This is a genomic window from Shigella flexneri 2a str. 301 (assembly GCF_000006925.2).
Taxonomy (GTDB): domain Bacteria; phylum Pseudomonadota; class Gammaproteobacteria; order Enterobacterales; family Enterobacteriaceae; genus ECMA0423.
In genome coordinates this window covers 3,065,744-3,090,703 of sequence record NC_004337.2, presented here as the reverse complement: position 1 = coordinate 3,090,703, position 24,960 = coordinate 3,065,744, and the positions used below count along the sequence as shown (strand labels likewise).

At 49.6% G+C, this 24,960-nt stretch carries 18 protein-coding genes, 1 pseudogene and 4 other annotated features; of the genes and pseudogenes, 8 read left to right on the top strand and 11 right to left on the bottom strand.

Annotation, left to right across the window (positions count from 1 at the left end; translation table 11 throughout):
* Positions 1-106: 106 nt before the first annotated feature.
* From SF2991 to SF2984, 8 genes are all read right to left on the bottom strand, one after another.
* Positions 107-3,235: an outer membrane fluffing protein gene (locus SF2991; RefSeq protein ID NP_708765.1), complete on the bottom strand. Its 3,129-nt coding sequence runs from the start codon at positions 3,233-3,235 to the stop codon at positions 107-109.
* Positions 3,236-3,562: 327 nt separating this feature from the next.
* Positions 3,563-4,435 (bottom strand): hypothetical protein, encoded by an 873-nt coding sequence (gene sap, locus SF2990; RefSeq protein NP_708764.1) that lies wholly within the window; start codon positions 4,433-4,435, stop codon positions 3,563-3,565.
* A 109-nt stretch (positions 4,436-4,544) separates the two neighbouring features.
* Positions 4,545-5,564, bottom strand: a complete 1,020-nt coding sequence (locus SF2989) for a hypothetical protein (protein ID NP_708763.1) — start codon at positions 5,562-5,564, stop codon at positions 4,545-4,547.
* A gap of 1,568 nt (positions 5,565-7,132) precedes the next feature.
* The gene (locus tag SF2988; RefSeq protein ID NP_708762.1) at positions 7,133-7,705 is read right to left on the bottom strand and encodes a hypothetical protein; all 573 of its coding nucleotides are present in this window, start codon (positions 7,703-7,705) and stop codon (positions 7,133-7,135) included.
* An 85-nt stretch (positions 7,706-7,790) separates the two neighbouring features.
* Complete coding sequence (locus SF2987) at positions 7,791-7,997, bottom strand: hypothetical protein (RefSeq protein NP_708761.1); 207 nt, start codon at positions 7,995-7,997, stop codon at positions 7,791-7,793.
* Between the two features lie 385 nt (positions 7,998-8,382).
* Positions 8,383-9,174, bottom strand: coding sequence for a hypothetical protein (locus SF2986; protein ID NP_708760.1), 792 nt, complete (start codon positions 9,172-9,174; stop codon positions 8,383-8,385).
* 675 nt (positions 9,175-9,849) lie between these two features.
* Positions 9,850-11,181, bottom strand: a mobile genetic element.
* Positions 9,861-10,649 carry an insertion element IS2 transposase InsD gene (locus tag SF2985; protein ID NP_708759.1) on the bottom strand — a complete coding sequence of 263 codons (789 nt, stop codon included), beginning with the start codon at positions 10,647-10,649 and terminating at the stop codon, positions 9,861-9,863. (Overlaps the previous feature by 789 nt.)
* Positions 10,725-11,135 (bottom strand): IS2 repressor TnpA, encoded by a 411-nt coding sequence (locus tag SF2984; protein NP_708758.3) that lies wholly within the window; start codon positions 11,133-11,135, stop codon positions 10,725-10,727. It lies within the feature at positions 9,850-11,181.
* Before the next feature lie 490 nt (positions 11,182-11,671).
* Positions 11,672-13,000 (top strand) — a mobile genetic element.
* On the opposite strand from SF2984, the gene SF2983 reads away from it, so the two are divergent.
* From SF2983 to SF2979, 5 genes are all read left to right on the top strand, one after another.
* Positions 11,779-12,987 (top strand): insertion element iso-IS10R transposase, encoded by a 1,209-nt coding sequence (locus tag SF2983; protein NP_708757.1) that lies wholly within the window; start codon positions 11,779-11,781, stop codon positions 12,985-12,987. It overlaps the preceding feature by 1,209 nt.
* A 144-nt stretch (positions 13,001-13,144) precedes the next feature.
* The gene (locus tag SF2982) at positions 13,145-13,744 is read left to right on the top strand and encodes a hypothetical protein (RefSeq protein ID NP_708756.1); all 600 of its coding nucleotides are present in this window, start codon (positions 13,145-13,147) and stop codon (positions 13,742-13,744) included.
* A gap of 372 nt (positions 13,745-14,116) precedes the next feature.
* Positions 14,117-14,500 carry a hypothetical protein gene (locus SF2981; protein NP_708755.1) on the top strand — a complete coding sequence of 128 codons (384 nt, stop codon included), beginning with the start codon at positions 14,117-14,119 and terminating at the stop codon, positions 14,498-14,500.
* Complete coding sequence (locus tag SF2980) at positions 14,497-14,922, top strand: hypothetical protein (RefSeq protein NP_708754.1); 426 nt, start codon at positions 14,497-14,499, stop codon at positions 14,920-14,922. Before SF2981 ends, SF2980 begins: the two co-directional genes overlap by 4 nt.
* A 228-nt stretch (positions 14,923-15,150) precedes the next feature.
* Positions 15,151-15,941: a mobile genetic element (partial), on the top strand.
* A complete protein-coding gene (locus SF2979) occupies positions 15,205-15,531 on the top strand; it encodes an insertion sequence element IS629 protein (protein ID NP_708753.1) in 327 nt (108 codons plus the stop codon). It overlaps the preceding feature by 327 nt.
* Here the strand turns inward: SF2979 and SF2977 are convergent.
* Positions 15,933-16,184 carry a hypothetical protein gene (locus SF2977; RefSeq protein NP_708751.1) on the bottom strand — a complete coding sequence of 84 codons (252 nt, stop codon included), beginning with the start codon at positions 16,182-16,184 and terminating at the stop codon, positions 15,933-15,935.
* Before the next feature lie 428 nt (positions 16,185-16,612).
* Between SF2977 and SF2976 the strand changes: the two genes are divergently transcribed.
* From SF2976 to pic, 3 genes and pseudogenes are all read left to right on the top strand, one after another.
* Positions 16,613-18,121 (top strand): reverse transcriptase-like protein, encoded by a 1,509-nt coding sequence (locus tag SF2976; protein NP_708749.1) that lies wholly within the window; start codon positions 16,613-16,615, stop codon positions 18,119-18,121.
* A gap of 90 nt (positions 18,122-18,211) precedes the next feature.
* Positions 18,212-18,726 (top strand) — a mobile genetic element (partial).
* Positions 18,238-18,684: pseudogene (locus SF2974) on the top strand. (Overlaps the previous feature by 447 nt.)
* A gap of 122 nt (positions 18,727-18,848) precedes the next feature.
* Positions 18,849-22,967, top strand: coding sequence for a serine protease (gene pic / locus SF2973; protein ID NP_708747.3), 4,119 nt, complete (start codon positions 18,849-18,851; stop codon positions 22,965-22,967).
* 431 nt (positions 22,968-23,398) lie between these two features.
* Here the strand turns inward: pic and SF2972 are convergent, their stop codons facing one another.
* Positions 23,399-24,313 (bottom strand): hypothetical protein, encoded by a 915-nt coding sequence (locus tag SF2972; protein ID NP_708746.1) that lies wholly within the window; start codon positions 24,311-24,313, stop codon positions 23,399-23,401.
* Between the two features lie 86 nt (positions 24,314-24,399).
* Positions 24,400-24,906 carry a hypothetical protein gene (locus SF2971; protein NP_708745.1) on the bottom strand — a complete coding sequence of 169 codons (507 nt, stop codon included), beginning with the start codon at positions 24,904-24,906 and terminating at the stop codon, positions 24,400-24,402.
* Positions 24,907-24,960 lie beyond the last annotated feature (54 nt).

Below are 24,960 nucleotides of genomic sequence, written 5' to 3'. Positions count from 1 at the left end.
GAATATCATGTTATTGTGAATGCCAGTGAATGTGGCACTGAAACGTTTTCCCCCGTCCGGGTCCCGGTCATCATGACCGGGACCACAGAGAGGCAATGCAGAATTATCAGAAGGTTACATTCAGTGTGGCCTGACTGTTATAACCTTCAGCGCTGCTGCCGTTGATGCTGTGGGCATAACTGGCCTGAACGCCCAGGGTGATATTTTCCCGGACACGGGCTTCCAGTCCGGCCTGCAGGTCCAGTGACGTACCATTCTGTGACGGTGAGAACGTCATGTTACTGCCGGCTGCGGCTGTACCCATGCTCATGTCCCCCCGGGAGCTGAAGGTGCGGATAACAGAAGGCTGTACCCACCAGTTCACCGGCAGTTCACGCACACTGTGTTTGGCACTGCCGCGCAGGGTGTCACGGGATGAGGTGCCTTTACCAAAGTTCATATCGTGGTGGCTGCCCAGACGGAAGCCGGCACGCACATGTTGTGCACTGCCATGCCCGAACTTCACATAACTGGCGTTATCCTGGCCGTCATCCAGGGAGAGTCCCTGCCAGGTGTACTGCAGTTGCGGCTCCAGCATCAGATTGTCAGTGATACTGAAGGGCAGACCGGTTTCCAGCGAACCCAGCCAGCCCCAGCCCCGGACGCGGAAGTCGTTATTGTCCGATGAGGCTTTCATGCTGTGGCGGGTTCCCTGGGCCACAATGTCAGCCCACAGGCCGGAGGCGTTGTGTATCAGATTCAGGTATCCGCCCAGGCTGCCGGCATCATCCCGGACCGTGCCGGCACGGGAGCCGTCATCATCCTTAACATCAACGGAAGAATGGCCAGCAGCACCATATACCCCCGCGGTCACAGACATACCGGCAACCTCTGTTCTGAGCAGGTCACCCTCCAGACGGACGAAGCCATAGCTGCCGCTGCTTTCCGGCGTGGCTCCACGGGCAATACCGCCGTTGTTATCGTGACCGAGATGACCGCCCTGAATGCTGAGACGGACGCTGTTATTTTCACCGCTTACACCGGTCTGATGGCTGCGGGAGCCTGCCAGAATCCGGTCATAGTCCATTGCCTGTGTCAGCATGGAGGCATACAGGGGGACTTCTGCACGATAAGCATTTTCACTGCGCAGATACCAGCTCTCATCACTGTCCCGGTTGAGGGAGTAGTTAAAGGCACCGGCCTGCAGCTTATTCCCCTGGATAAAGGCCCCTTCCTCCGTGGTGGCACCGTTAATGGCTTCCACCACCTGAATACCCTTACCGCTGGTCGCCAGCCCCGACGCACTGTTGCCGGCGTTCACCAGGTTCAGGATGGTTTTTCCGGTTGCCCTGCCACCGTCAATGACCAGTCTGTCAGCATTGTTCTGTGCCATATCCGGGCGTACACGCAGGCTGATGGTGCCATTCTGTCCGTTCAGGTTTTTCACTTTCAGGGTTGCCGGTACGAACTTCCCTGTGCGGGTGGAGGTGAAATGAATCTGTCCGGCATGGCTGAGGTCATCCACCACCGACTGCACCGTGGCGTTATCGGGAATATTCCAGGTGGCACCAGAGGCGAGAGTGACATTCGTGGGGTCAATGGCACCGTTCAGCACAGTGCTGCCGGTCAGCTTCAGGGCTGTACCGCGCTGAGCAATGACATCCGTGGTGACGGTACTGTCGTTCAGCGTCAGCGTGCCTTCATTCAGGTTGACGGCTTTCTGGGTGAGTGTGGTGTTGCTGACAGTGAGTGTGCCACTTCCTGATTTTTCCACGCTGCCGTTACCGGTGAGAGCGCCTCCCTGCAGGAGTGCATCGCCTTCACGGATGGTCAGGGTATCGTTGTTCACCGTCTTCCCGGAAAGGGTAAGTATGGCGCCGTTATTCAGCGTGGTGGTGCCCGCCAGTGTGCCGCCCCTGGCGGTGAACAGTCCGCCATTTACCGTGGTATCCGTGGCCGTATCACCGGCGTTCAGCGTGAATGAACTGCCTTTTTCCAGCATCAGGGCATCCGCCTGACCGCCTCCGATACTGAATGCCTTTCCGTCGCTCCGGGTACCACTGACAGCGGCACCGGAATCGGCCAGCAGTACACCGCCATTTCCCATGGATACGGTGGTGGCGGTGCCACCGTTGCGGACATCCAGCGTTCCGCCATCATCCACGCGGGTATTAGTGGCTGTGTGTCCGGTCAGCACATCCAGGCGTCCGCCATTTTCCAGTACGACATTATCAGCTTTACCCTCCACAACAGAGAATGCTCCCAGGCGGTTTGTGCCGGTGACGGTTGCAGCTGTACTGGTAACCAGTGCACCGCCCGTGTTCTGGGTGACATCAGACGCTTTACCGCCGGCATTCACCTGCAGCTTTCCTTTCTGGTTGATGGTGGTATGCGCGGCAGTTCCTCCTTCCTTAATCACCTGCCAGCCATCACGGTTTATCAGCGTCTCTGTTGCCGTGCCACCGTTGTGTACATACTGGTTACCCCCCTCCAGTCGGGTGTTATGTGCCTCTCCGTGTACCGTCTGGTCACCACCGGCGTAAATGAGGGTGTCCCGTGCCATCCCCGAAGACCAGATAACCTGCCGGCCATTTTTATTGATGGTGGTGGATTCAGCCGTCCCTCCGACCATCTGACCGCTGGACACATTTTCAGACTCCGGACCACCTTCTGCACCGGTGTTGACGATGGTTCCGGTTGCCAGTCCGCCATGTTTTATGGTCTGGTAACCATCCTGGTTAATAATTGTACCGGCAGCTTTCCCTCCCCCGTGTACCCACTGCTCACCTCTGTTATCCAGCGTGGTGTTCACCGCCAGTCCGTTAAGGCTCTGCCCTCCGCCATCACGAATAACCGTATCACTGGCAGTTCCTCCTGCCTGCACAATCTGACGACCATTTGCGGTGACAGTGGTGTTTCTGCCTGTGCCACCCGCTTTTATCCATTGCCCGCCGGTGTTTTCGTCACTGTCCGGCCCCAGCTCAAGCCCGGTACTGACAGTCACGCCATCAGCTGTTCCGGATACAAACTGGTTGTCATGGTTTACCAGTGTTCCGCCATTCACTGTTTCACCCGGGTGCACAACGATGTCAGCAGCCAGCACCGGGAGTGACGTGACCGCGGCAAGAGACAGTGCAACCGCCACACCGCCACGTTTACCCTGTGCGCGGGCCAGTTCGGAGGCAACCACGAAAGCGCCCGTAATGTGATTCCATACCAGCCTGTAGCAGGTATTCAGATGTCGTTTCATCAGCATTTCCTTAATCAGAGTGAGGGTGAATAAAAAAGCCGGTATCCACAGATGTGGATACCGGCAGGTAAAGGGTTACAGTGCCGGAGGTCCGGCTGACGGAAGTTTCTGACGTGTGGCTCTGTTGTTCCCTGAATCTCATGTCTGTGTGTATCTGCGCACGTTGCTAACAGGAGTTATTATTAGCATAACGATCGATATTAACGATCGGTAAAATAGGTATCGATCGTTTTATTCTATTATCAGTCTATTGCACGGACAAGAGAGACAGTAACGAAAACAGCGCTTTTGTGAGCAGACTCAGAGGCAGGGAGGACATCATCCACAACAGGTTCAGAAGAAGATCCAGTTCCATACCGCGCGGGCAACAGAGACCACGGTGTCACGAACAGCGCGCAGGGCCGTACGGACAACAGAGGCAACACAGACGCTCTCCGCTGTGTCAAATATCCGGTCCACCGCACCGGTAAACTGTTCACGGGCCTGAGAGCGGACAGACTCCGTGCGCAGCTCGTCCTGCAGTCGGGTCATCAGGGGGCTGGCGGCATGGTCGGGAAGCGCTGTCATGAGCGCACTGACCAGCGTATCCAGTTCCCAGCCGGTGCGGGCCGATACGGCAACAACCGGATGTACGGGCCGGAACAGACGGAATACCGCCTCCGTTTTCTCACGAATGTTCTGTTCCTGTGCGGGAGAAGGCTGAATACCTGCCATATCCCATTCATGGCAGGGTTCCGTTTTGTCAGCCTGCGTCACCACAAACAGCACCTGCTGATGTCCGCACTGCAGGATGTGTCGCCAGAAATACTCATCCACAGACAGGGCCCGGTCATCGGCTTTAATCAGCCACAGCACCAGGTCCAGTTCAGGCAGAATGTCACGGTACAGGGCTTCATACTCTGCATCCCTGTCCCGGCTCTCGCCCACCTCGGGCAGGTCAGTGATAACCATGCTGTGACCGTGACCACTCAGACGGAAGCGCTGCACTTCCCGGGTGCCGGCGTGAACATCACTGACCGGTGTGACCTCCCCCTGAAACAGTGCATTACAGAGTGAAGATTTACCGGCCCCGCTTTTACCCATAATGCCAATCACGGGTTCGTGACTGGTGAGTTTGCGCAGATGTTCCAGGATGTGACGGGAAAGTGAGTAAGGCAGGGAGGAGAGCGGTTTTTCAATTGCCTCAATGGCATCAGACGGATTCATACATGTATTCCCGGTGAAAAAAGACAAAACCCCGCGCACCGGAAAGGTGGCGGGGGATTCACGGAGATAATATCTGTCTGAGATTATTTAGAATGTAACAGGTAATGAATTACTTCCTTCGCTTGTGTTCAAGATATTTCTCTGTAATCAGCATTTCAAAAAACTCTCCTGTTCTCAGACCGTAAACAGTTCTGAGCTCATCAAGCATTTCTTTCACATTGCTTCTTATATGTATATTAATGGCCTTTTTACCATCACTCCGATATTTGTCCTTTTGTTTTTTCTGATGCCAGGCATGATTTATTCGTGTTCTGAACAGTTCAATGGTATCAGGCGCTTCTTTCCATAAAGCAAAGGCGACAAGAGAGGCAAGATAATATTCTTTCGTTGAAGATGGTATGAACCACCGGGTCACTGGGTTATGTACTGGATGTTTTTCATCCTGTTTTTGTTTCAGTCTTGTCCAGAACCACTGACACATTTCATCATCGTCAGGAAGGAGCCACTTAAACTTTTGACAAGCGCTTTTCTTTTTAAGCCACGCCTGCCTGAGTTCCTCGAGGTATATGCTTTTTGCATTTTTATTAATTAAAGAATGGCAGGAGTCAAAATATGAAATGATTACTTTTATTCGTTCGTTATGGGATGATGGATTATCCGGAAGGTTACTTTTTTTGTAAGTATTTAACGTTTCATCGGTAACTGTTCGTATTTTCCTGACTTCAATTCCGTTTTTTATTCCTGATGAATTATGGTTTATTTTCGGGAATTTTGTATGGTCTTCCTTCGACAGATAAATAGTAGTCCAGGTAAAGAAAGTCGCAAGTTCGTCAGTTTTCAACCAGAGAAAACTCTCTTCAGGCAGTATTGCCTGCCCGGCAATAATTTCAAGCTCATTAATTTCGTTATTGAGTGCTTCTTCTTCAGTAGTACCAAAAGTACCAAAGGGGGGAGGTGAAACATTACAATACTTTTCCTTTAAAAATAAATTAACATTCCTGATACAATTTTGTGGGTTGTCAGGCGCAAAGTGAGGGAATTCATTAGGGTATTTGTGATTCAGATATTCGGCATAAAACCGACATTTACGGGGATCTCTGCATTTGATAAGCATCTGTTCGTTATTCATTATCTCACTCCATGGTGCCTCTCTTATAACAAAATCGTCTTAATTGTATTTAATCACTAAGTGATTATCAAATGTTTTTGTTGCTGTTTATTTATGTTTTTAAATGTTTATGTCATGTTATCATTATTTTTATACAGAGATACATTGATGTTTTTTTCATGGTGAAAAATCATATTTTCTTTTATATTCATAATGTTATGATTGTTTGTTCTGCATTTTGGGGATGCCAGCGAAGAACGGGATGTGCTGATCACATGCGTCGTATGCGCTGTCCTGGTGACAGTCCACCTCAATATTCTGTGTTTTCCTTTTGACTGTTATTGTTAATTTTATGTTTTGATTCTGTTTTGTGGTGTGGGTGTGAGTGTTGTGTTTGTCTGAGTGGTGGCGAAAGAAAAAAGAAGGCTGTGATGCACTATTTTCGCTGCCGTTGGCGTTAAAAGAACAGATAGTGTGGACAGATGTTGTTTTAATAATTTACTGCTGACAGTATTCTTATTTTAACAACAGGTGTTTTTATTGATGAGTTTATACTGGTGGTATTCCAGATAAGTAGTCGGGTGATGATGAACATTGAGTGGCTTTATAAGCTACGTATAGCTCTGTAAGACTTGTTAATTCAACGCTGACTACCGTTTGTGGATATGTCTGTCTTCAGGAAATGTGATGAAGATTGTTAAGTTGTCTGCAGAATTTTTTCTTTTTTAGTTTCTGATACGCAATGATTAAGCAGGAGGACTAACTTTGTTTGTGTGCTGACCGTGCTCGCCAGTGGAGATGAATAATTGACTGTTACATTGAGAAATATACCCTTTTGTATTTTATCGTTTATCTGTATGAAATAAATAATATTCAGCAATGGCGTTTATATGAATTTTATCATCTTACTCTGAATGTTCATTTCATCAGTGTGACATTCCATTGTTTACTGATAAAGTTAGCCGATAAATAATATTGTTGAGATTATTGAAACGGCAGTTTTCGCCGATTCAGTGCAATGGAAGAGATGTTATATCATCTATTTAAGCAATAAGTTTAATACAAGTTTCAGAAGAGGTGTTGGTGAGCTGATGACTGATTTTCAGAGGGATATGGAAAAGTGTATAGAATCCCATAAAAAATCGATATTGTTCAGTTGACGTATATTTCTGGAGGATGACTCCAGTCATCAGAACATATGTTTTTCGATGAATGACCCAATAATTTTTTCGTGAATTTCCACAGCACGTGAAAAGTAAATCGTTTTTCGGTCCAGTCGTTTGATGCGGGAACGGAGTGTCAGATGGTGGTGCTCAATACGCCGGGTAAATATCAATACGATTTGAGGAACCATTTGCTGGTTAATCTCTTTCCGATAGCATTGGATGCAGAAATAACTACATCCAATGTAAATAAGCATCAATTGCACAGAAGCAATATACCTGCGGCCCTCTCCGGAAATTCCGGTATCACTGACTACGTACCGTTTTCAGCGGAACGAAATGCGGCGATGGTCATTTGGCGGACAGCCATAGATAGCCGTCCGGCTGTGTGTAACGATGAGGAAGGAACCCCGGGAACGTTATGAATCAGCAGGCGTATAACAGGTACTCGTCAATCATCAGTTCCAGCTCGCGCTTTTCCCGTTTGCGCGCCACAGCCCAGTTTTCAAGCTCTGCATGTGATTTATGCTTTAACTCTTCAGTCCAGGGCTGCATGGAGTGGGCACACATCAGATCATACCAGCACAGCCATATCAGCGTGTGGTAGAGATCACGATCGTCGAAACGCCGGAGCAGGCTGTTCAGCCTGTTTGCCAGCCGGTTTTCACCCAGACGATGTAGCTCACTGAGTAAAACGCCGCCCAGATTAAAATGTGTAAGCAGCATGATTTCATGGGTCTGAATGCTGGTCATTAACCCTTCCTGAATGGCAGGAATGAACGGTGGTGTTCCCGGGTTGACGACCTGATAGAGTCCCTGGGGGGCCACCGAAATGACGGAGCCTTTTTCCGGCAGAAAAAAGTGTGCCAGGGTCAGACGGTGATAACCATGAAGATGCGGAGACCCCATTCCATGAGCGACGATAAGCCTCGTCACGCTTGTCATCCATTTCTGATGCTGGATGAGCAGCAGGTCACACCTGTTTTCAAGTTGTTGCATAATATTCTCTCCTTTAGCGCGCAGCAAAATGCCTCCGGGGGCCGGATCATGCCTTTGCTGCGGTGGAACGGATAACGGTCAGGAATTACGGACGGGACTGTGCAATACGCGCCTGCAGCCAGGCTTCCACTTCGCTTTTCAGCCAGCGGGAGCTACGGCCCAGTTTGATGGGGGGCGGAAAGGCTCCATGCTTGATGAGTTTATAAAACCACTTATCGGTCAGGCCGGTCAGCTGAGTGATAAACGACATGTCGACCATCTGGTCATCCATCAGTGAAACTGGGGTATTCATGAGAATGTTCCTCCGGATGTTGTTAATCTCAACCGGCGTTGGTGATGAAAACGACGCACCACCTTCACCGGCATAACAACCGGGGAGAAACGTAAAAAATGAGTAGGGGAATATTCCTGCCAGGAGAGAAACTGTTGTGTACAGGCAATACAGGTTGTCTGTTTTGTCAGTGAATCCGGTATAAACGGAAGATGATTTTGTGTTGCCGGAATATGGGATGGCGTTTTGCCGTGACGGGATCAGTATTTTCAGTGATGATTATTACTGCACAGGGGAGTATCGGAGATAAACCACGCCCTGTACCTGCCAGAGCGGTGGTTTGTATTTACTGAACGGAAGATAAAGCAGAGGTAAACACTGTCGCGGTGAAGGTAGAAGGCTGAAATTATTCTCTGTAATTACAAACAACAGTGATCTTATCCGGTTTTTTTACCGTTACGGGTTTCAGAGGGTCAATTTTATATACAGGGGTAATGAGCACGCCGGAATTTATGGAAAAAAGAGGGATCCAGCAATAAACGTCCGGATATGTCTGTGTCTCCGGAATACCTTTTGCGCCAGAGACCATCAGATCTGTAACGCTCACAAAAAATGACTGCCGCAAATCAAAAAAGTACTCGTTATATATCACATCCTTTGCCAGCAGGATGACTGCATTACCAACAGCCGCTTTTACAGGTATTTTATCAGATGGATTATCGTGATTGTATATTGTTCTTTCGATATAAATAAAACAGGCATATTTCGTCTTCTCCCCGGATAGCTGCATCTGGTATTCGCAAATGTCTTTGATACACCGACTTTCAACCCTTCCAATCATCTTATCCCGGCGATAGTGTCTTTTATGTTTCAGCGCGTACAGAACACCATTTGAACTGTCAAACTCCAGGATTCTTCTGGTGAAAAGTTTGTTTTCCCAGATTTCCAGACAATACTTCTCTGCACTGACGACATTGCGTTTGCGAGGAAGATCCCGTTGATACACTCCATTTAATAAGCGTGACTGCAGTTCGCCTGCAAGTTGATAATAACAGTTAATATCATTAAGGACAGGTGCTGTGGCGCTGAGTAATGCGTTGATTACCTTAGAGCGCGAAAGTTTGTGGGTATGACAGTACTCATCCACAATTCGCAGCGTCTCATCACTGGTCATACTGAACGTTATACGTGTTGTCATGATGAAGTTTTCTGTTAATCATATTGGTTGAGATGCATAACATTTCATAAAAAAACCTGTTAATTCATGCAATTAATTTTTTAATGAATTTTATCCTCAAGTGATGGAAAGCAGTGTTACTGCCACTGTACTCAGTATAACTCTATCACACAGAATCACAGAAAATGAAGCATTGCTCAGGGGGACACTCATACGAGTTCTCTGAACTGTGATAACCAGTATTTTTCATTTTGGGTGATTTGTTTATCGTTACAGCTACAGGTAGTTCATGTACCATAAAAAAATAATTAAGGTTAATTAGTATTATTTACAGAAGTATGGTCATGTAAATGATCCTGTGATTATACCTTGTAAATACACCTTATAACCCAATCCTGTAGACGGATCTCTCATAAAGATATACTCATAGAAGTATCTGTGCAGTGATATTCTCTCTAGTAGTACTTGTAACTCTGTCCTTACCCCTCTCTGCTGTAATGTAGTCCCGCAACACCTGAATATAAATCTGTAATGTACACACTGACTGTAATGTTCTTTGTTAAGTAATGTCTGTTATTTTTTTTTTTTTTTTTTTTTTTTTTTTTTTTTTTTTTTTTTTCTGTTGTTTTCTGTATTTTGTTGTATGGATTAATAACTGTTCTGATCCCGTCATCATCTTTATAGTCAAGAGTATGGTGGATTTGCCCCTATATTTCCAGACATCTGTTATCACTTAACCCATTACAAGCCCGCTGCCGCAGATATTCCCGTGGCGAGCGATAACCCAGCGCACTATGCGGATGCCATTCGTTATAATGCTCGAACGCCTCTGCAAGGTTCTTTGCTGCCGTTAACCCGTCTGGTTTGGGCATGATACTGATGTAGTCACGCTTTATCGTTTTCACGAAGCTCTCTGCTATTCCGTTACTCTCCGGACTCCGCACCGCCGTGTTCTTCGGTTCAAGTCCCAACATCCGGGCGAACTGGCGTGTTTCATTAGCCCGGTAGCATGAACCATTATCCGTCAGCCACTCCACTGGAGACGACGGAAGATCGTTGCCGAAGCGGCGTTCCACCGCTCCCAGCATGACGTCCTGTACTGTTTCACTGTTGAAGCCGCCGGTAGTCACCGCCCAGTGCAGTGCCTCACGATCACAGCAGTCCAGCGCGAACGTGACACGCAGTCTCTCTCCGTTATCACAGCAGAACTCGAACCCGTCAGAGCACCATCGCTGATTGCTTTCTTTCACGGCCACTCTGCCTGTATGTGCCCGTTTCGATGGCGGTACAGCAGGTTTTCGCTCAAGCAACAGCGCATTCTGGCGCATGAGCCGGTAAACACGTTTGGCATTGATCGCAGGCATACCATCAAGTTCTGCCTGTCTGCGAAGCAGCGCCCATACCCGACGATAACCATACGTGGGCAGCTCTCCGATAACATGGTGTATACGGAGAAGCACATCCGTATCATCAGTGTGACGACTGCGGGGGGCCATCCATCCAGTCATCGGTTCGTCTGAGAATGACGTGCAACTGCGCACGCGACACCCGGAGACAACGGCTGACTAAGCTTACTCCCCATCCCCGGGCAATAAGGGCGCGTGCGCTATCCACTTTTTTGCCCGTCCATATTCAACGGCTTCTTTGAGGAGTTCATTTTCCATCGTTTTCTTGCCGAGCAGGCGCTGGAGTTCTTTAATCTGCTTCATGGCGGCAGCAAGTTCAGAGGCAGGAACAACCTGTTCTCCGGCGGCCACAGCAGTAAGACTTCCTTCCTGGTATTGCTTACGCCAGAGAAATAACTGGCTGGCTGCTACACCATGTTGCCGGGCAACGAGGGAGACCGTCATCCCCGGTTCAAAGCTCTGCTGAACAATTGCGATCTTTTCCTGTGTGGTACGCCGTCTGCGTTTCTCCGGCCCTAAGACATCAATCATCTGTACTCCAATGACTAGTCTAAAAACTAGTATTAAGACTATCACTTAAATAAGTGATACTGGTTGTCTGGAGATTCAGGGGGCCAGTCTATATGGCTTCACCCGTGTTAATATCCTGGATAACTGTGTTTGAAGGATTTCTGTTAATAATCTGCTCCTGCAACTCACCTGATGAGTATTAGTGGTAATACATAATCTTACTCGTAAAAGAGTATACCTTATGTCATTAAACAGTCTTCCGGCGTGTTGTTCAATCCTGTACCTCTGTTACTTATCTGGTACGTTGATATGTGTAATGCTACGTTAATTGCAATATCTGGTTATGGCTTTATACCTTCAGCATTTAAAATATTTTATTACCGGAGAAACAGGGAAGTGGAAAGACTTTCGGGATAATGTCAGGCCATTCTGACGTTAATCACAGTACCAAATAACGAGAGGGTAATGGAAGTTAAAACCTGCGTAAGTTCCTCTGTTGTTCACTGGAAAAAGTGATTGCCCACACGCGTTATAAAGGCCTTTCCGCTGCAGCCTGGTTAACAGAGCTTCAGGCGTTATATGCGCTGTATGGCTGTTACGTACTGATGAATCCCCTAATGATTTTTATCAAAATCATTAAGTTAAGGTAGATACACATCTTGTCATATGATCAAATGGTTTCGCCAAAAATCAATAATCAGACAACAAAATGTGCGAACTCGATATTTTACACGACTCTCTTTACCAATTCTGCCCCGAATTACACTTAAAACGACTCAACAGCTTAACGTTGGCTTGCCACGCCTTACTTGACTGTAAAACTCTCACTCTTACCGAACTTGGCCGTAACCTGCCAACCAAAGCGAGAACAAAACATAACATCAAACGAATCGACCGATTGTTAGGTAATCGTCACCTCCACAAAGAGCGACTCGCTGTATACCGTTGGCATGCTAGCTTTATCTGTTCGGGCAATACGATGCCCATTGTACTTGTTGACTGGTCTGATATCCGTGAGCAAAAACGGCTTATGGTATTGCGAGCTTCAGTCGCACTACACGGTCGTTCTGTTACTCTTTATGAGAAAGCGTTCCCGCTTTCAGAGCAATGTTCAAAGAAAGCTCATGACCAATTTCTAGCCGACCTTGCGAGCATTCTACCGAGTAACACCACACCGCTCATTGTCAGTGATGCTGGCTTTAAAGTGCCATGGTATAAATCCGTTGAGAAGCTGGGTTGGTACTGGTTAAGTCGAGTAAGAGGAAAAGTACAATATGCAGACCTAGGAGCGGAAAACTGGAAACCTATCAGCAACTTACATGATATGTCATCTAGTCACTCAAAGACTTTAGGCTATAAGAGGCTGACTAAAAGCAATCCAATCTCATGCCAAATTCTATTGTATAAATCTCGCTCTAAAGGCCGAAAAAATCAGCGCTCGACACGGACTCATTGTCACCACCCGTCACCTAAAATCTACTCAGCGTCGGCAAAGGAGCCATGGATTCTAGCAACTAACTTACCTGTTGAAATTCGAACACCCAAACAACTTGTTAATATCTATTCGAAGCGAATGCAGATTGAAGAAACCTTCCGAGACTTGAAAAGTCCTGCCTACGGACTAGGCCTACGCCATAGCCGAACGAGCAGCTCAGAGCGTTTTGATATCATGCTGCTAATCGCCCTGATGCTTCAACTAACATGTTGGCTTGCGGGCGTTCATGCTCAGAAACAAGGTTGGGACAAGCACTTCCAGGCTAACACAGTCAGAAATCGAAACGTACTCTCAACAGTTCGCTTAGGCATGGAAGTTTTGCGGCATTCTGGCTACACAATAACAAGGGAAGACTCACTCGTGGCTGCAACCCTGCTTACTCAAAATCTATTCACACATGGTTACGTTTTGGGGAAATTATGAGGGGATCTCTCAGTGTTACGTATGCTGTTCTTTGCCTGGTTCTGATACCCGTGGAAGTCGTTACCGGAGGAAACACGTTCACCCTACTACCTGAGAACATCTTCTTCAAAAATTACGGCAACGCTTCTTCCTGTGTTACAGAACACGAGGAAGAAACATGCAAACTTATAACACCAATCCCGCTTACGAAATGGCTCCCCAGCTCCTGGAGCACTTTAACCAGCATCTGGATTCATTATTCGGGGTCTATTCGAAACTGTTACCGTTCAGAATGGATTTTGCTTACCGAAAAAACACCCTCAGCTACAGATGTGCCTGCAGGTACGCCATGTGCGCGGAGATGCTGCAACTGATTAACGAGGTGGGAGAGAAACTGGTCGGGTATGCCTGGGTGATGGAATATACAGAACGTAAAGGGCTTCACATTCATTTTGTGGGCTATCTGAACGGCCAGAGCCACAGGAGTTCGTATCTGGTATCCAGATTGATGGGAGATATCTGGAGGCGGGTTACCGAGGGTAATGGTTACTACCACTGGTGCCGGTTTAATAAAAATTATCCGGTAAACATTAACCACGTCATTCACTATTCAGATCACAAAGCGGTGAATGATTTACGCTATGCCATCAGCTACCTGGCCAAACGGGAACAGAAAGAATGTGGCATCATCCTGAAATGCAGCGGGCTTCCTGAAAAAAGTAACCGGGGTCGACCACGACTGGACAGCCCCCTGCCGGGGATATGTGCTCTGGTGTAAACCCCTGAACGACAAGTACGGGCTGGCGCTAATCTTTGCTGTCGGTTCCGGCGGCCACTTCAGCGGCACTGCGCATTTTTTACGGCGTGGTCATTCCGTATGAACCATACGGAGATTTAACCATGACACATTCTTTACCATTCCTTCCGGCAACCGATACAGCACATCCCCCAATCTCCATCTCTGCTTACTGACTGTTTTTTACGTCAGTGGGCCATTGTGTGACAACCACAGTGCTGTAACAGCAACCAGCCTGCTTTACCCAAACTCCAGTCCAGATTTTAACTGAACCGCCATTCACACCCTGACCACGCTGCCCGTACCGGGACGGCTGTTGCCTGCGTGTCGTCTGGCGGCTGAGGAACATATACTATGTACGCAAAATCTTTTCTCGCACTTGATGGCAACGGACGTCTGACCGGTGCCCGTACCGCACAGACTGCACCTTACGATAGCTACACCTGCCACCTTTGCGGCAGTGCACTCAGATACCACCCGCAATACGACACTGAACGGCCCTGGTTTGAACACGCTGACGAAGGGCTGACGGAGCACGGTCATGAGTGCCCTTATGTCAGGCCGGAACGCAGAGAAATACGGTTGATTAAACGTCTGCAGCAATTCGTCCCGGATACCTTACCCGTAGTACGTAAAGCCAGCTGGCACTGCAGGCAATGTCACCACGATTATTATGGGGAGCAGTACTGCACACACTGCCAGACCGGGCGCTTCAGTGAGGAGGGGGGAGCAGAATGAACGGTATAAAAACGGGGCTGGGGATCACGCCGGGTGAGCACATTATCAGTGCCGACTCTGCGCTCAGCAGAAATATCCGGCAGTGTTTCTGCCTTTCCTGCCATGGCCGGTTGATTCTGCAGACAGATGCTCAGGGGGCGTGGTTTGAGCATGATTTACATGCCCTGAGTGAGCAACAGAAGGCGGACTGTGTGGTGCTGAATCCGGAGAAGTCCCACCCTTACATTGAGGATATGGCGATGTTTTTATCGCCATTACCGGTCGTGCTGGAGTGGCATTGTGTGATGTGTGAGCAGTTTTTTCATGGGAAGAAGTTCTGTGAGGCCTGTGGTACGGGGATTTATTGCAGAGCGGTATGTACGAAGTCTGTTTACAGCTACCAGCCAGACTTGTTTGAGGACTGCGGAGGTGCGAGTACTTAATCCGAAATGCCCGACCTGCTCAGGGCGTTCAGAGGTATTGCCAACCTGTATTTTATCTGGTGTTTCGCACCCACCCCGTTCGTGACACAAAGGCGCGACACCGGATATCCGCAGTCCTGCTTACCTGAATAAAACCCGGGGTATTGATTGGTAGTGTGGTGCGGAATCGTACCGTGATCTCGCATTCGCCGAATTCGCACTGTGGTGTCAATCAACCATACGCGAGAGTGAACCGCCCCGGGAATCCTGGAGACTAAACTTCCTGAGAAAGAGGTAAACAGGATGACTAAAAATACTCGTTTTTCCCCCGAAGTCCGTCAACGGGCAGTCCGTATGGTTCTGGAAAGTCAGAGCGAATATGACTCACAATGGGCGACAATTTGTTCTATTGCTCCAAAGATTGGCTGTACGCCGGAGACTCTGCGTGTCTGGGTTCGCCAGCATGAGCGGGATACCGGGGGCGGTGATGGAGGGCTCACCACCGCTGAACGTCAGCGTCTGAAAGAGCTGGAACGTGAAAATCGTGAACTGCGCCGCAGTAACGATATCCTTCGCCAGGCTTCCGCTTATTTTGCGAAGGCGGAGTTCGACCGCCTCTGGAAAAAATGATGCCACTGCTGGATAAGCTGCGTGAGCAGTACGGGGTCGGACCGCTATGCAGCGAACTGCATATTGCCCCGTCAACGTATTACCACTGTCAGCAACAGCGACATCATCCGGATAAACGCAGTTCCCGTGCGCAGCGCGATGACTGGCTGAAGAAAGAGATACAGCGCGTATACGATGAAAATCACAAGGTATACGGTGTAAAGTCTGGCGTCAGTTGTTACGGGAAGGTATCAGAGTGGCCAGATGCACTGTGGCACGTCTCATGGCGGTTATGGGACTTGCCGGTGTTCTCCGGGGTAAAAAGGTCCGTACGACCATCAGCCGGAAAGCCTTTGCCGCAGGCGACCGCGTAAACCGTCAGTTCGTGGCAGAACGACCTGACCAGCTGTGGGTGGCTGATTTTACTTACGGTGTGCCCGGAGTTCAGGGCGGGCATGGATGCTTAAATGAACCGCGAGTCTGTCTGGAATATTGAACCGGTAACTCACGATGAGAAACCCAACAATCCCACCGGGTGTGACGGTGGAGAACCTGAGCGGCAGTGACCTGCGGCATGCCCGCAGGGTGATGTAACCCGCTGACAACGGGGATTGAGGCGAGATCACTAAGCCGAGATGATCCTCAAGGTTAAGTACTGAAAGGCTGAAGAACATGAACCCGTTAATCCGCCTCTGTGGGTTGAAAACGTCACCACGGCCTACGTGATCTGACAGGCCGTGCAGGAGGAACTGGCAGTGATACGTAAGCACTGCCGGTCGAAGGTGTTTTGACATGTATGCGAAACACCGGGGCAGCAGCGTCTATCACACTTGCGTTGCTGACTTCTGCCAACTTGCGGCAAGCAAGGATAAAGAGTGCGACGGGCAGCCTCCTCAGTATGCCTGAGTCCAGGCAGGTAAACCGGGGAAGGTCAGCGACGGATGTTAAGGGGGCATGGCTCCGATGACGCGCTGGCTGGCGGAGCTTCCGTAGTAGTCCGCGATGGGGAAAGCCCATTACATGGCGAAGGGAAGCAGTTTGAATGTGTTTGCGACGTGAATTAACTGACCTAACGAGGTGAAGACCTTTGATAATCAGCGAAATGCAACGCAAGCTTGCCACATGGGCAGCCACCGATCCGTCCCTACGGATTCAACGGCTGCTGCGTCTGATAACACAACCAGAATGGCTGGCTGAAGCGGCGCGGATCACGCTTTCATCAAAGGGGGCCCATACCCCCGGCGTTGATGGCGTGAACAAAACAATGCTACAGGCCAGACTGGCTGTTGAGCTGCAAATCCTCAGGGATGAATTACTCTCAGGCCACTACCAGCCCTTGCCCGCCAGACGGGTTTACATCCCTAAAAGCAACGGCAAACTGCGACCACTGGGTATCCCCGCGTTGCGGGATCGTATTGTTCAGCGGGCCATGCTGATGGCGATGGAGCCGATATGGGAGAGTGATTTTCATACGCTCTCATATGGCTTCCGGCCTGAGCGCAGTGTCCACCACGCGATCCGCACGGTGAAATTACAGCTCACAGACTGTGGTGAAACCCGGGGACGCTGGGTGATTGAAGGCGACCTGTCCAGTTACTTCGACACCGTACATCATCGACTGCTGATGAAGGCTGTACGCCGCAGGATCAGTGACGCACGTTTCATGACTCTGCTGTGGAAAACCATCAAGGCGGGACATATCGATGTCGGTCTCTTTCGGGCGGCCAGTGAAGGTGTGCCACAGGGCGGTGTTATATCGCCGCTATTATCGAACATCATGCTGAATGAGTTCGATCAATACCTGCATGAGCGCTACCTGAGCGGGAAAGCCAGAAAAGATCGGTGGTACTGGAATAACAGTATCCAACGGGGCCGAAGTACGGCGGTCAGAGAAAACTGGCAGTGGAAACCCGCGGTGGCGTACTGCCGCTATGCCGATGATTTTGTCCTCATCGTCAAAGGCACCAAAGCACAGGCGGAAGCCATCAGGGAGGAGTGTCGGGGTGTGCTCGAAGGCAGTCTGAAACTCAGGCTGAACATGGATAAGACTAAAATCACCCATGTTAATGACGGCTTTATCTTTCTGGGGCACAGGATCATTCGCAAACGCAGTCGTTATGGCGAGATGCGAGTGGTCTCAACGATCCCGCAGGAGAAAGCCAGAAACTTCGCCGCATCGCTGACAGCACTGTTATCAGGCAACTACAGTGAAAGCAAAGTCGATATGGCTGAACAACTCAACCGAAAACTGAAAGGCTGGGCCATGTTCTATCAGTTCGTTGATTTTAAGGCCAAAGTCTTCAGTTATATCGACCGTGTCGTGTTCTGGAAGCTGGCTCACTGGCTGGCCCGCAAATACCGTACAGGTATCGCTTCCCTGATGAGGTGGTGGTGTAAATCACCGAAACCGGGTCAGAGCAAAACGTGGGTTTTATTTGGTAAAACCAATCACGGCAAGCTCAGCGGCGAAATACTGTACCGGTTGGTGGGGCAAGGCAAGAAGCTGTTCCGCTGGCGGCTACCCGAAGGTAATCCCTATCTGAGGACGGAGACCAGAAACACGTATACATCGCGCTTTACAGAAGTGGCAATGGCGTTCGCCAGCATTTAAATGGAGAGCCGGATGCGCTGAAAGGTGCACGTCCGGTTCGGGGAGGAGAGGCAGGGAAATAGTCCGACTACGCCCTGCCTCTTACTCTACTCAGCACATGGCAGGGCTTCGTCTATGTGGCGTTCATCATTGATGTGTTTGCCGGATACATCGTGTGGTGACGAGTCTCATCGTCTATGGAAACGACATTCGTGCTGGATGCACTGGAGCAGGCGTTGTGGGCCCGTCGTCCGTCTGGCACCATCCATCACAGCGATAAAGGCTCTCAGTATGTGTCACTGGCCTATAAGGCGCGACTAAAAGAAGCAAAACTGCTGGCATCAACAGGGAGTACTGGTGACTCGTATGACAACGCGATGGCAGAGATCATCAAGGGCCTTTACAAAGCGGAGGTAATACACCGTAAGAGCTGGAAAAACCGGACAGAAGTGGAGCTGGCCACACTCACGTGGGTGGACTGGTATAACAATCGACGATTGCTGGAAAGGCTGGGCCATATCCCACCGGCAGAAGCAGAAAAAGCTTATTATGCTTCCATCGGAAATGATGATCTGGCAGCCTGAGTTCACAGATAAAACACTCTCCAGGAAACCCGGGGCGGTTCAGTTCACAAAAACACATTAATGCAGTAACTATATTTTCCTTTCTGGTGATAACGTCGGGTTATCATTAGCTTCTTCAGCTATTTTACTTTTATATCCCTTGTAAACATCATGGAGAATCCATAGTGAATAAAGTTTATTCTCTTAAATATTGCCCCGTCACCGGGGGGCTTATTGCTGTCTCTGAACTTGCCCGCAGGGTAATAAAAAAGACATGCCGAAGATTAACGCATATTCTTCTGGCTGGCATTCCAGCAATCTGTCTGTGTTACTCTCAGATATCCCAGGCGGGTATTGTCCGTTCCGATATTGCCTATCAGATTTATCGTGATTTCGCCGAAAACAAAGGGCTTTTTGTACCTGGTGCCAATGATATTCCGGTATATGATAAGGACGGAAAACTTGTGGGAAGACTGGGTAAAGCCCCAATGGCCGATTTCAGCAGTGTGAGCTCAAATGGCGTTGCTACGCTTGTATCGCCTCAGTATATCGTCAGCGTAAAGCATAACGGAGGATATCGGAGTGTGAGCTTTGGTAATGGGAAAAATACATATTCCCTTGTTGACCGTAATAACCACCCTTCTATTGACTTCCATGCTCCACGTCTGAATAAACTGGTTACAGAAGTTATTCCCTCAGCGGTAACATCAGAAGGAACCAAAGCCAATGCTTATAAATACACTGAACGTTACACCGCTTTTTATCGGGTGGGTAGTGGTACGCAGTACACTAAGGACAAGGACGGAAATTTAGTTAAGGTTGCCGGTGGATATGCTTTTAAAACAGGAGGAACCACAGGAGTTCCTCTGATATCTGATGCAACAATAGTCTCTAATCCCGGGCAAACTTATAATCCTGTAAACGGCCCTTTACCTGACTATGGAGCCCCTGGGGATAGTGGTTCTCCTTTGTTTGCTTATGATAAACAACAAAAAAAATGGGTTATTGTTGCTGTATTAAGAGCATATGCAGGTATTAATGGTGCTACGAACTGGTGGAATGTCATACCAACAGATTATCTGAACCAGGTTATGCAGGACGATTTCGATGCCCCCGTAGACTTTGTTTCCGGACTGGGCCCCCTGAACTGGACATACGACAAAACATCAGGCACAGGTACCCTGAGCCAGGGCAGTAAAAACTGGACCATGCACGGGCAGAAAGACAATGACCTCAATGCCGGTAAAAATCTGGTATTCAGCGGGCAGAATGGTGCAATTATCCTGAAAGACAGTGTGACTCAGGGTGCCGGTTATCTCGAATTTAAAGACAGTTACACCGTATCTGCTGAATCCGGAAAAACATGGACGGGTGCCGGCATTATTACTGACAAGGGGACGAATGTAACCTGGAAGGTCAACGGCGTTGCCGGTGACAACTTGCATAAGCTGGGGGAAGGAACCCTGACCATAAACGGAACAGGTGTAAACCCGGGAGGACTGAAAACGGGAGACGGTATCGTTGTACTTAACCAGCAGGCAGACACTGCAGGTAATATCCAGGCCTTCAGTTCAGTGAACCTCGCCAGCGGACGTCCGACCGTGGTGCTCGGGGATGCCCGTCAGGTCAATCCGGATAACATTTCATGGGGATACCGGGGAGGTAAGCTTGACCTTAATGGTAATGCCGTTACCTTCACCCGACTGCAGGCTGCTGATTACGGGGCGGTGATTACAAATAATGCACAGCAAAAATCCCAGCTTTTACTGGATCTTAAGGCTCAGGATACAAATGTCAGTGAACCGACGATTGGAAATATATCCCCCTTTGGTGGTACCGGCACTCCAGGAAACCTGTACAGCATGATACTCAACAGCCAGACCCGCTTCTATATTCTGAAATCTGCCAGCTATGGTAACACTCTGTGGGGGAACAGCCTGAATGATCCGGCTCAGTGGGAGTTTGTTGGCATGAACAAAAACAAAGCAGTTCAGACAGTAAAAGATAGGATCCTGGCCGGGCGGGCAAAACAACCCGTTATCTTTCATGGTCAGCTGACCGGGAATATGGATGTCGCCATTCCACAGGTGCCGGGGGGAAGAAAGGTAATCTTTGATGGTAGCGTGAACCTGCCGGAAGGTACCCTGAGTCAGGACAGTGGCACCCTGATATTCCAGGGACATCCGGTTATCCATGCCTCCATCAGTGGCAGTGCACCGGTCAGCCTGAACCAGAAAGACTGGGAAAACCGTCAGTTTACAATGAAAACACTGTCGCTGAAAGACGCTGACTTCCATCTTTCACGTAACGCCTCGCTGAACAGTGACATTAAGTCGGATAACAGCCATATCACACTGGGAAGTGACAGGGCATTTGTGGATAAAAATGACGGAACAGGAAATTATGTCATTCCGGAGGAAGGTACCTCTGTCCCGGACACCGTGAATGACAGGAGCCAGTATGAAGGGAATATTACGCTGAACCATAACTCAGCCCTGGATATCGGCAGCAGGTTCACCGGGGGGATTGACGCTTATGACAGTGCCGTCAGCATCACCTCTCCGGACGTCCTGTTGACAGCCCCGGGTGCTTTTGCCGGCAGTTCACTGACAGTGCATGATGGCGGTCATCTTACAGCACTGAACGGTCTTTTCAGCGACGGGCATATTCAGGCCGGTAAGAACGGCAAAATCACCCTGAGCGGTACACCGGTTAAAGATACGGCTAATCAGTATGCCCCTGCTGTATATCTGACGGACGGATATGACCTGACCGGCGATAACGCAGCACTGGAAATTACCCGTGGAGCACATGCTTCCGGTGATATTCATGCCTCTGCGGCATCAACAGTTACCATCGGGTCTGACACGCCGGCAGAACTGGCTTCTGCGGAAACGGCTGCATCGGCGTTTGCCGGCAGTCTTCTTGAGGGCTATAACGCAGCATTCAATGGTGCCATAACCGGTGGCAGGGCTGATGTCAGTATGCATAATGCACTGTGGACTCTGGGTGGGGACTCTGCCATCCACAGTCTTACCGTCAGAAACAGCCGTATTAGTTCTGAAGGAGACCGTACATTCCGTACCCTGACGGTGAATAAACTGGATGCAACAGGCAGTGATTTTGTTTTGCGTACGGACCTGAAAAATGCCGATAAAATTAATGTGACTGAAAAAGCCACTGGTTCAGATAACAGCCTGAACGTCAGCTTTATGAATAATCCTGCTCAGGGACAGGCCCTGAATATTCCTCTGGTCACGGCACCGGCGGGAACTTCAGCAGAGATGTTTAAGGCCGGCACCCGGGTGACAGGTTTCAGTCGGGTGACCCCAACCCTGCATGTTGATACCAGTGGTGGCAATACGAAGTGGATACTGGATGGTTTTAAAGCGGAGGCTGATAAAGCCGCTGCCGCGAAGGCTGACAGTTTCATGAATGCCGGGTATAAAAACTTCATGACGGAAGTTAACAATCTGAACAAACGTATGGGTGACCTGCGTGACACAAACGGTGATGCCGGTGCCTGGGCGCGCATCATGAGTGGTGCCGGTTCTGCAGACGGTGGTTACAGTGATAATTACACCCATGTTCAGGTCGGCTTTGACAAAAAACATGAACTGGACGGTGTGGACCTGTTTACCGGTGTCACGATGACCTATACCGACAGCAGTGCAGACAGCCATGCATTCAGCGGAAAGACGAAATCGGTGGGGGGCGGTCTGTATGCTTCAGCATTGTTTGAGTCCGGTGCCTATATCGATTTGATTGGTAAATATATTCACCATGACAATGATTACACAGGTAACTTTGCTAGCCTGGGAACGAAACACTACAACACCCATTCCTGGTATGCCGGTGCTGAAACGGGTTACCGCTATCACCTGACAGAGGACACGTTCATTGAGCCGCAGGCTGAACTGGTTTACGGCGCCGTGTCCGGGAAAACATTCCGCTGGAAAGACGGTGATATGGACCTGAGCATGAAGAACAGGGACTTCAGTCCGCTGGTTGGAAGAACAGGGGTTGAACTGGGCAAGACCTTCAGTGGTAAGGACTGGAGTGTGACGGCCCGTGCCGGAACCAGCTGGCAGTTTGACCTGCTGAATAATGGAGAGACCGTACTGCGTGATGCGTCCGGGGAGAAACGGATAAAAGGAGAGAAGGACAGCCGGATGCTGTTTAATGTTGGTATGAATGCGCAGATAAAGGACAATATGCGCTTTGGTCTGGAGTTTGAGAAGTCAGCCTTTGGTAAATATAACGTGGATAATGCGGTAAACGCGAATTTCCGGTATATGTTCTGATGTGGGGGTAAAGGGCTGCCGGAAGGCAGCCTTTCTCAGAGACTCTTAAAATATAAAACTGAAGGTCTTCGGTAAGGGGGAGTGTATTAGACGTCAACTAGTTTTGCCGACTGGCGCGAGCCTGTTTAAGATTCTGTGTAAATGCCTTTCTCAGAAGTGACCGTCCAGGCGGTCACCGAACTCGATAATAAAGCGGCTCATTGCCATTCGCCAGTCCTTCAACGGCATCGTCCATTTCTGGGACGCAGACTGGATTGCCAGCCACACCACTTTTTTCACCGAGTCGTCTGTCGGGAACACTTTACGCTTTTTGATCGCATGGCGGATCACGCTGTTTAGCGACTCGATGGCATTCGTCGTATAGATCACTTTGCGGATGTCCGTTGGATAAGCGGTAAGCGTACAGCGAGGGCCGTATTGACGGGGATGTGTTATTCAGCTGGCAGTGCTATGCGCCACGGAAGCAGTTCGCTGACCCGGTTGACCGGCCAGTCTGCTATGACGCCAAGCACATGGCGAAGGTAGCTTTCTGGATCCACGTCATTCAGTTTGCACGTCCCGATCAGGCTGTACAGTAGCGCGCCCCGCTCACCACCATGGTCAGAGCCGAAGAACAGGAAGTTTTTACGACCCAGACTGACCGCCCGCAGGGCATTTTCAGCGATGTTGTTGTCGATTTCCACCCAGCCATTACTGCAGTACACGTTCAGGGCCTTCCACTGTTTCAGTAGGTATGCGAACGCTTTTGCCGTATCCGAGTGACGCGACAGTGTTTTCATCTGTTGCTGTATCCGGTCATACAGTGACTGCATCAGTGGCGCGGCTCTTGCTTTTCTTGCCGCCAGACGCTGTTCTGCTGAACATCCCCGGACTTCTGCCTCGATGGTATACAGTTCACCGATACGCTGCAGGGCTTCCGTGGTGATGTCGGTTGGCACTCTTGCATGCACATCGTGGATTTTTCTCCGGGCATGGGCCATACACGCAGCTTCCGTTATTCTGCCGGATTCGTATAACGCCCGGTAACCACCGTAAGCATCTGCCTGAAGCACACCGCTGTAACCGGCTAGGTGATTCTGTGGATGGATACCTTTCCGGTCCGGGCTGTACGCGAACCAGACCGCCGGGGGCATCTGTGAACCGGCGTTACGGTCATCACGGACATAGACCCACAGCCGGGCAGTTCTTGTTTTACCACTGCCCGGCTCCTGGACCGGAACGGGGATATCATCCGCATGAACTTTACCGGGCATCAGTACATACTGGCGCAGGACGTCATACAGCGGCTCCAGCAGTTCAGCAACGGCACCGGTCCAGCGACCCAGTGTGGCACGGCTCAGCTCCACGCCCTGACGACGGTATATTTCTGACTGGCGGTATAACTGTCAACGACGGATGAAAAGTGGCTCTTCCGCAACCTGGGTGGAGATTTTCATGCCAGTGGACTCATTACCCTCTGCCTGAGTAGTTCAAATCCTGCTCGACCATACATCTGGCGTTTCAGCATCTTCTTCAGGCGATTTACATGACCTTCGACAACACCATTACTCCAGCGACTACTGATTGCCTCACATATAGCTGCAGCATCAGCTTCCATCCCCGCCGCCACGCGCCGAAATTCTGCTGAACCGCTTTCGTGGACTCGAGTGAACCAACTGCTTAGCTGTGATTTATTTTGGGTTTTCAGAATACGGTAGAACTCGAGTGCCAGTTGCTGCGCTATTTTCAGCTCAGGTTCTTTTTCACACATCAGACTAATAAATCGGGAAGCATAATTTTCTTCATCCCTGGTTATTCTCCAGGGCATCAACCAGCGGCTTACCCGGGAGACTGAAGGAAGTCTGACGGCAGTAGTAACCGGTGGGTTCCAGCCTTTACGCCATTTGGCAACCGCATCCCTGACGATGGTTTCACTGCCTGTAAATCCCCGGGCCACCATTTCCCGCCATATCCGGCTGGCGTTATAATTACCACTTTCTCGTTGCTCTTTTAA

Coding starts and splice junctions, on each gene's coding strand:
- SF2981 (NP_708755.1), top strand. CDS start 14,117: ATGTACGCAAAATCTTTTCTCGCACTTGATGGCAACGGACGTCTGACC.
- SF2991 (NP_708765.1), bottom strand. CDS start 3,235: ATGCTGATGAAACGACATCTGAATACCTGCTACAGGCTGGTATGGAAT.
- SF2986 (NP_708760.1), bottom strand. CDS start 9,174: ATGACAACACGTATAACGTTCAGTATGACCAGTGATGAGACGCTGCGA.
- SF2983 (NP_708757.1), top strand. CDS start 11,779: ATGTGCGAACTCGATATTTTACACGACTCTCTTTACCAATTCTGCCCC.
- SF2976 (NP_708749.1), top strand. CDS start 16,613: ATGCAACGCAAGCTTGCCACATGGGCAGCCACCGATCCGTCCCTACGG.
- SF2971 (NP_708745.1), bottom strand. CDS start 24,906: ATGGTGGCCCGGGGATTTACAGGCAGTGAAACCATCGTCAGGGATGCG.
- SF2989 (NP_708763.1), bottom strand. CDS start 5,564: ATGAATAACGAACAGATGCTTATCAAATGCAGAGATCCCCGTAAATGT.
- SF2980 (NP_708754.1), top strand. CDS start 14,497: ATGAACGGTATAAAAACGGGGCTGGGGATCACGCCGGGTGAGCACATT.
- SF2988 (NP_708762.1), bottom strand. CDS start 7,705: ATGCAACAACTTGAAAACAGGTGTGACCTGCTGCTCATCCAGCATCAG.
- SF2987 (NP_708761.1), bottom strand. CDS start 7,997: ATGAATACCCCAGTTTCACTGATGGATGACCAGATGGTCGACATGTCG.
- SF2982 (NP_708756.1), top strand. CDS start 13,145: ATGCAAACTTATAACACCAATCCCGCTTACGAAATGGCTCCCCAGCTC.
- sap (NP_708764.1), bottom strand. CDS start 4,435: ATGAATCCGTCTGATGCCATTGAGGCAATTGAAAAACCGCTCTCCTCC.
- SF2977 (NP_708751.1), bottom strand. CDS start 16,184: ATGTTCTTCAGCCTTTCAGTACTTAACCTTGAGGATCATCTCGGCTTA.
- SF2979 (NP_708753.1), top strand. CDS start 15,205: ATGACTAAAAATACTCGTTTTTCCCCCGAAGTCCGTCAACGGGCAGTC.
- SF2985 (NP_708759.1), bottom strand. CDS start 10,649: ATGGCCCCCCGCAGTCGTCACACTGATGATACGGATGTGCTTCTCCGT.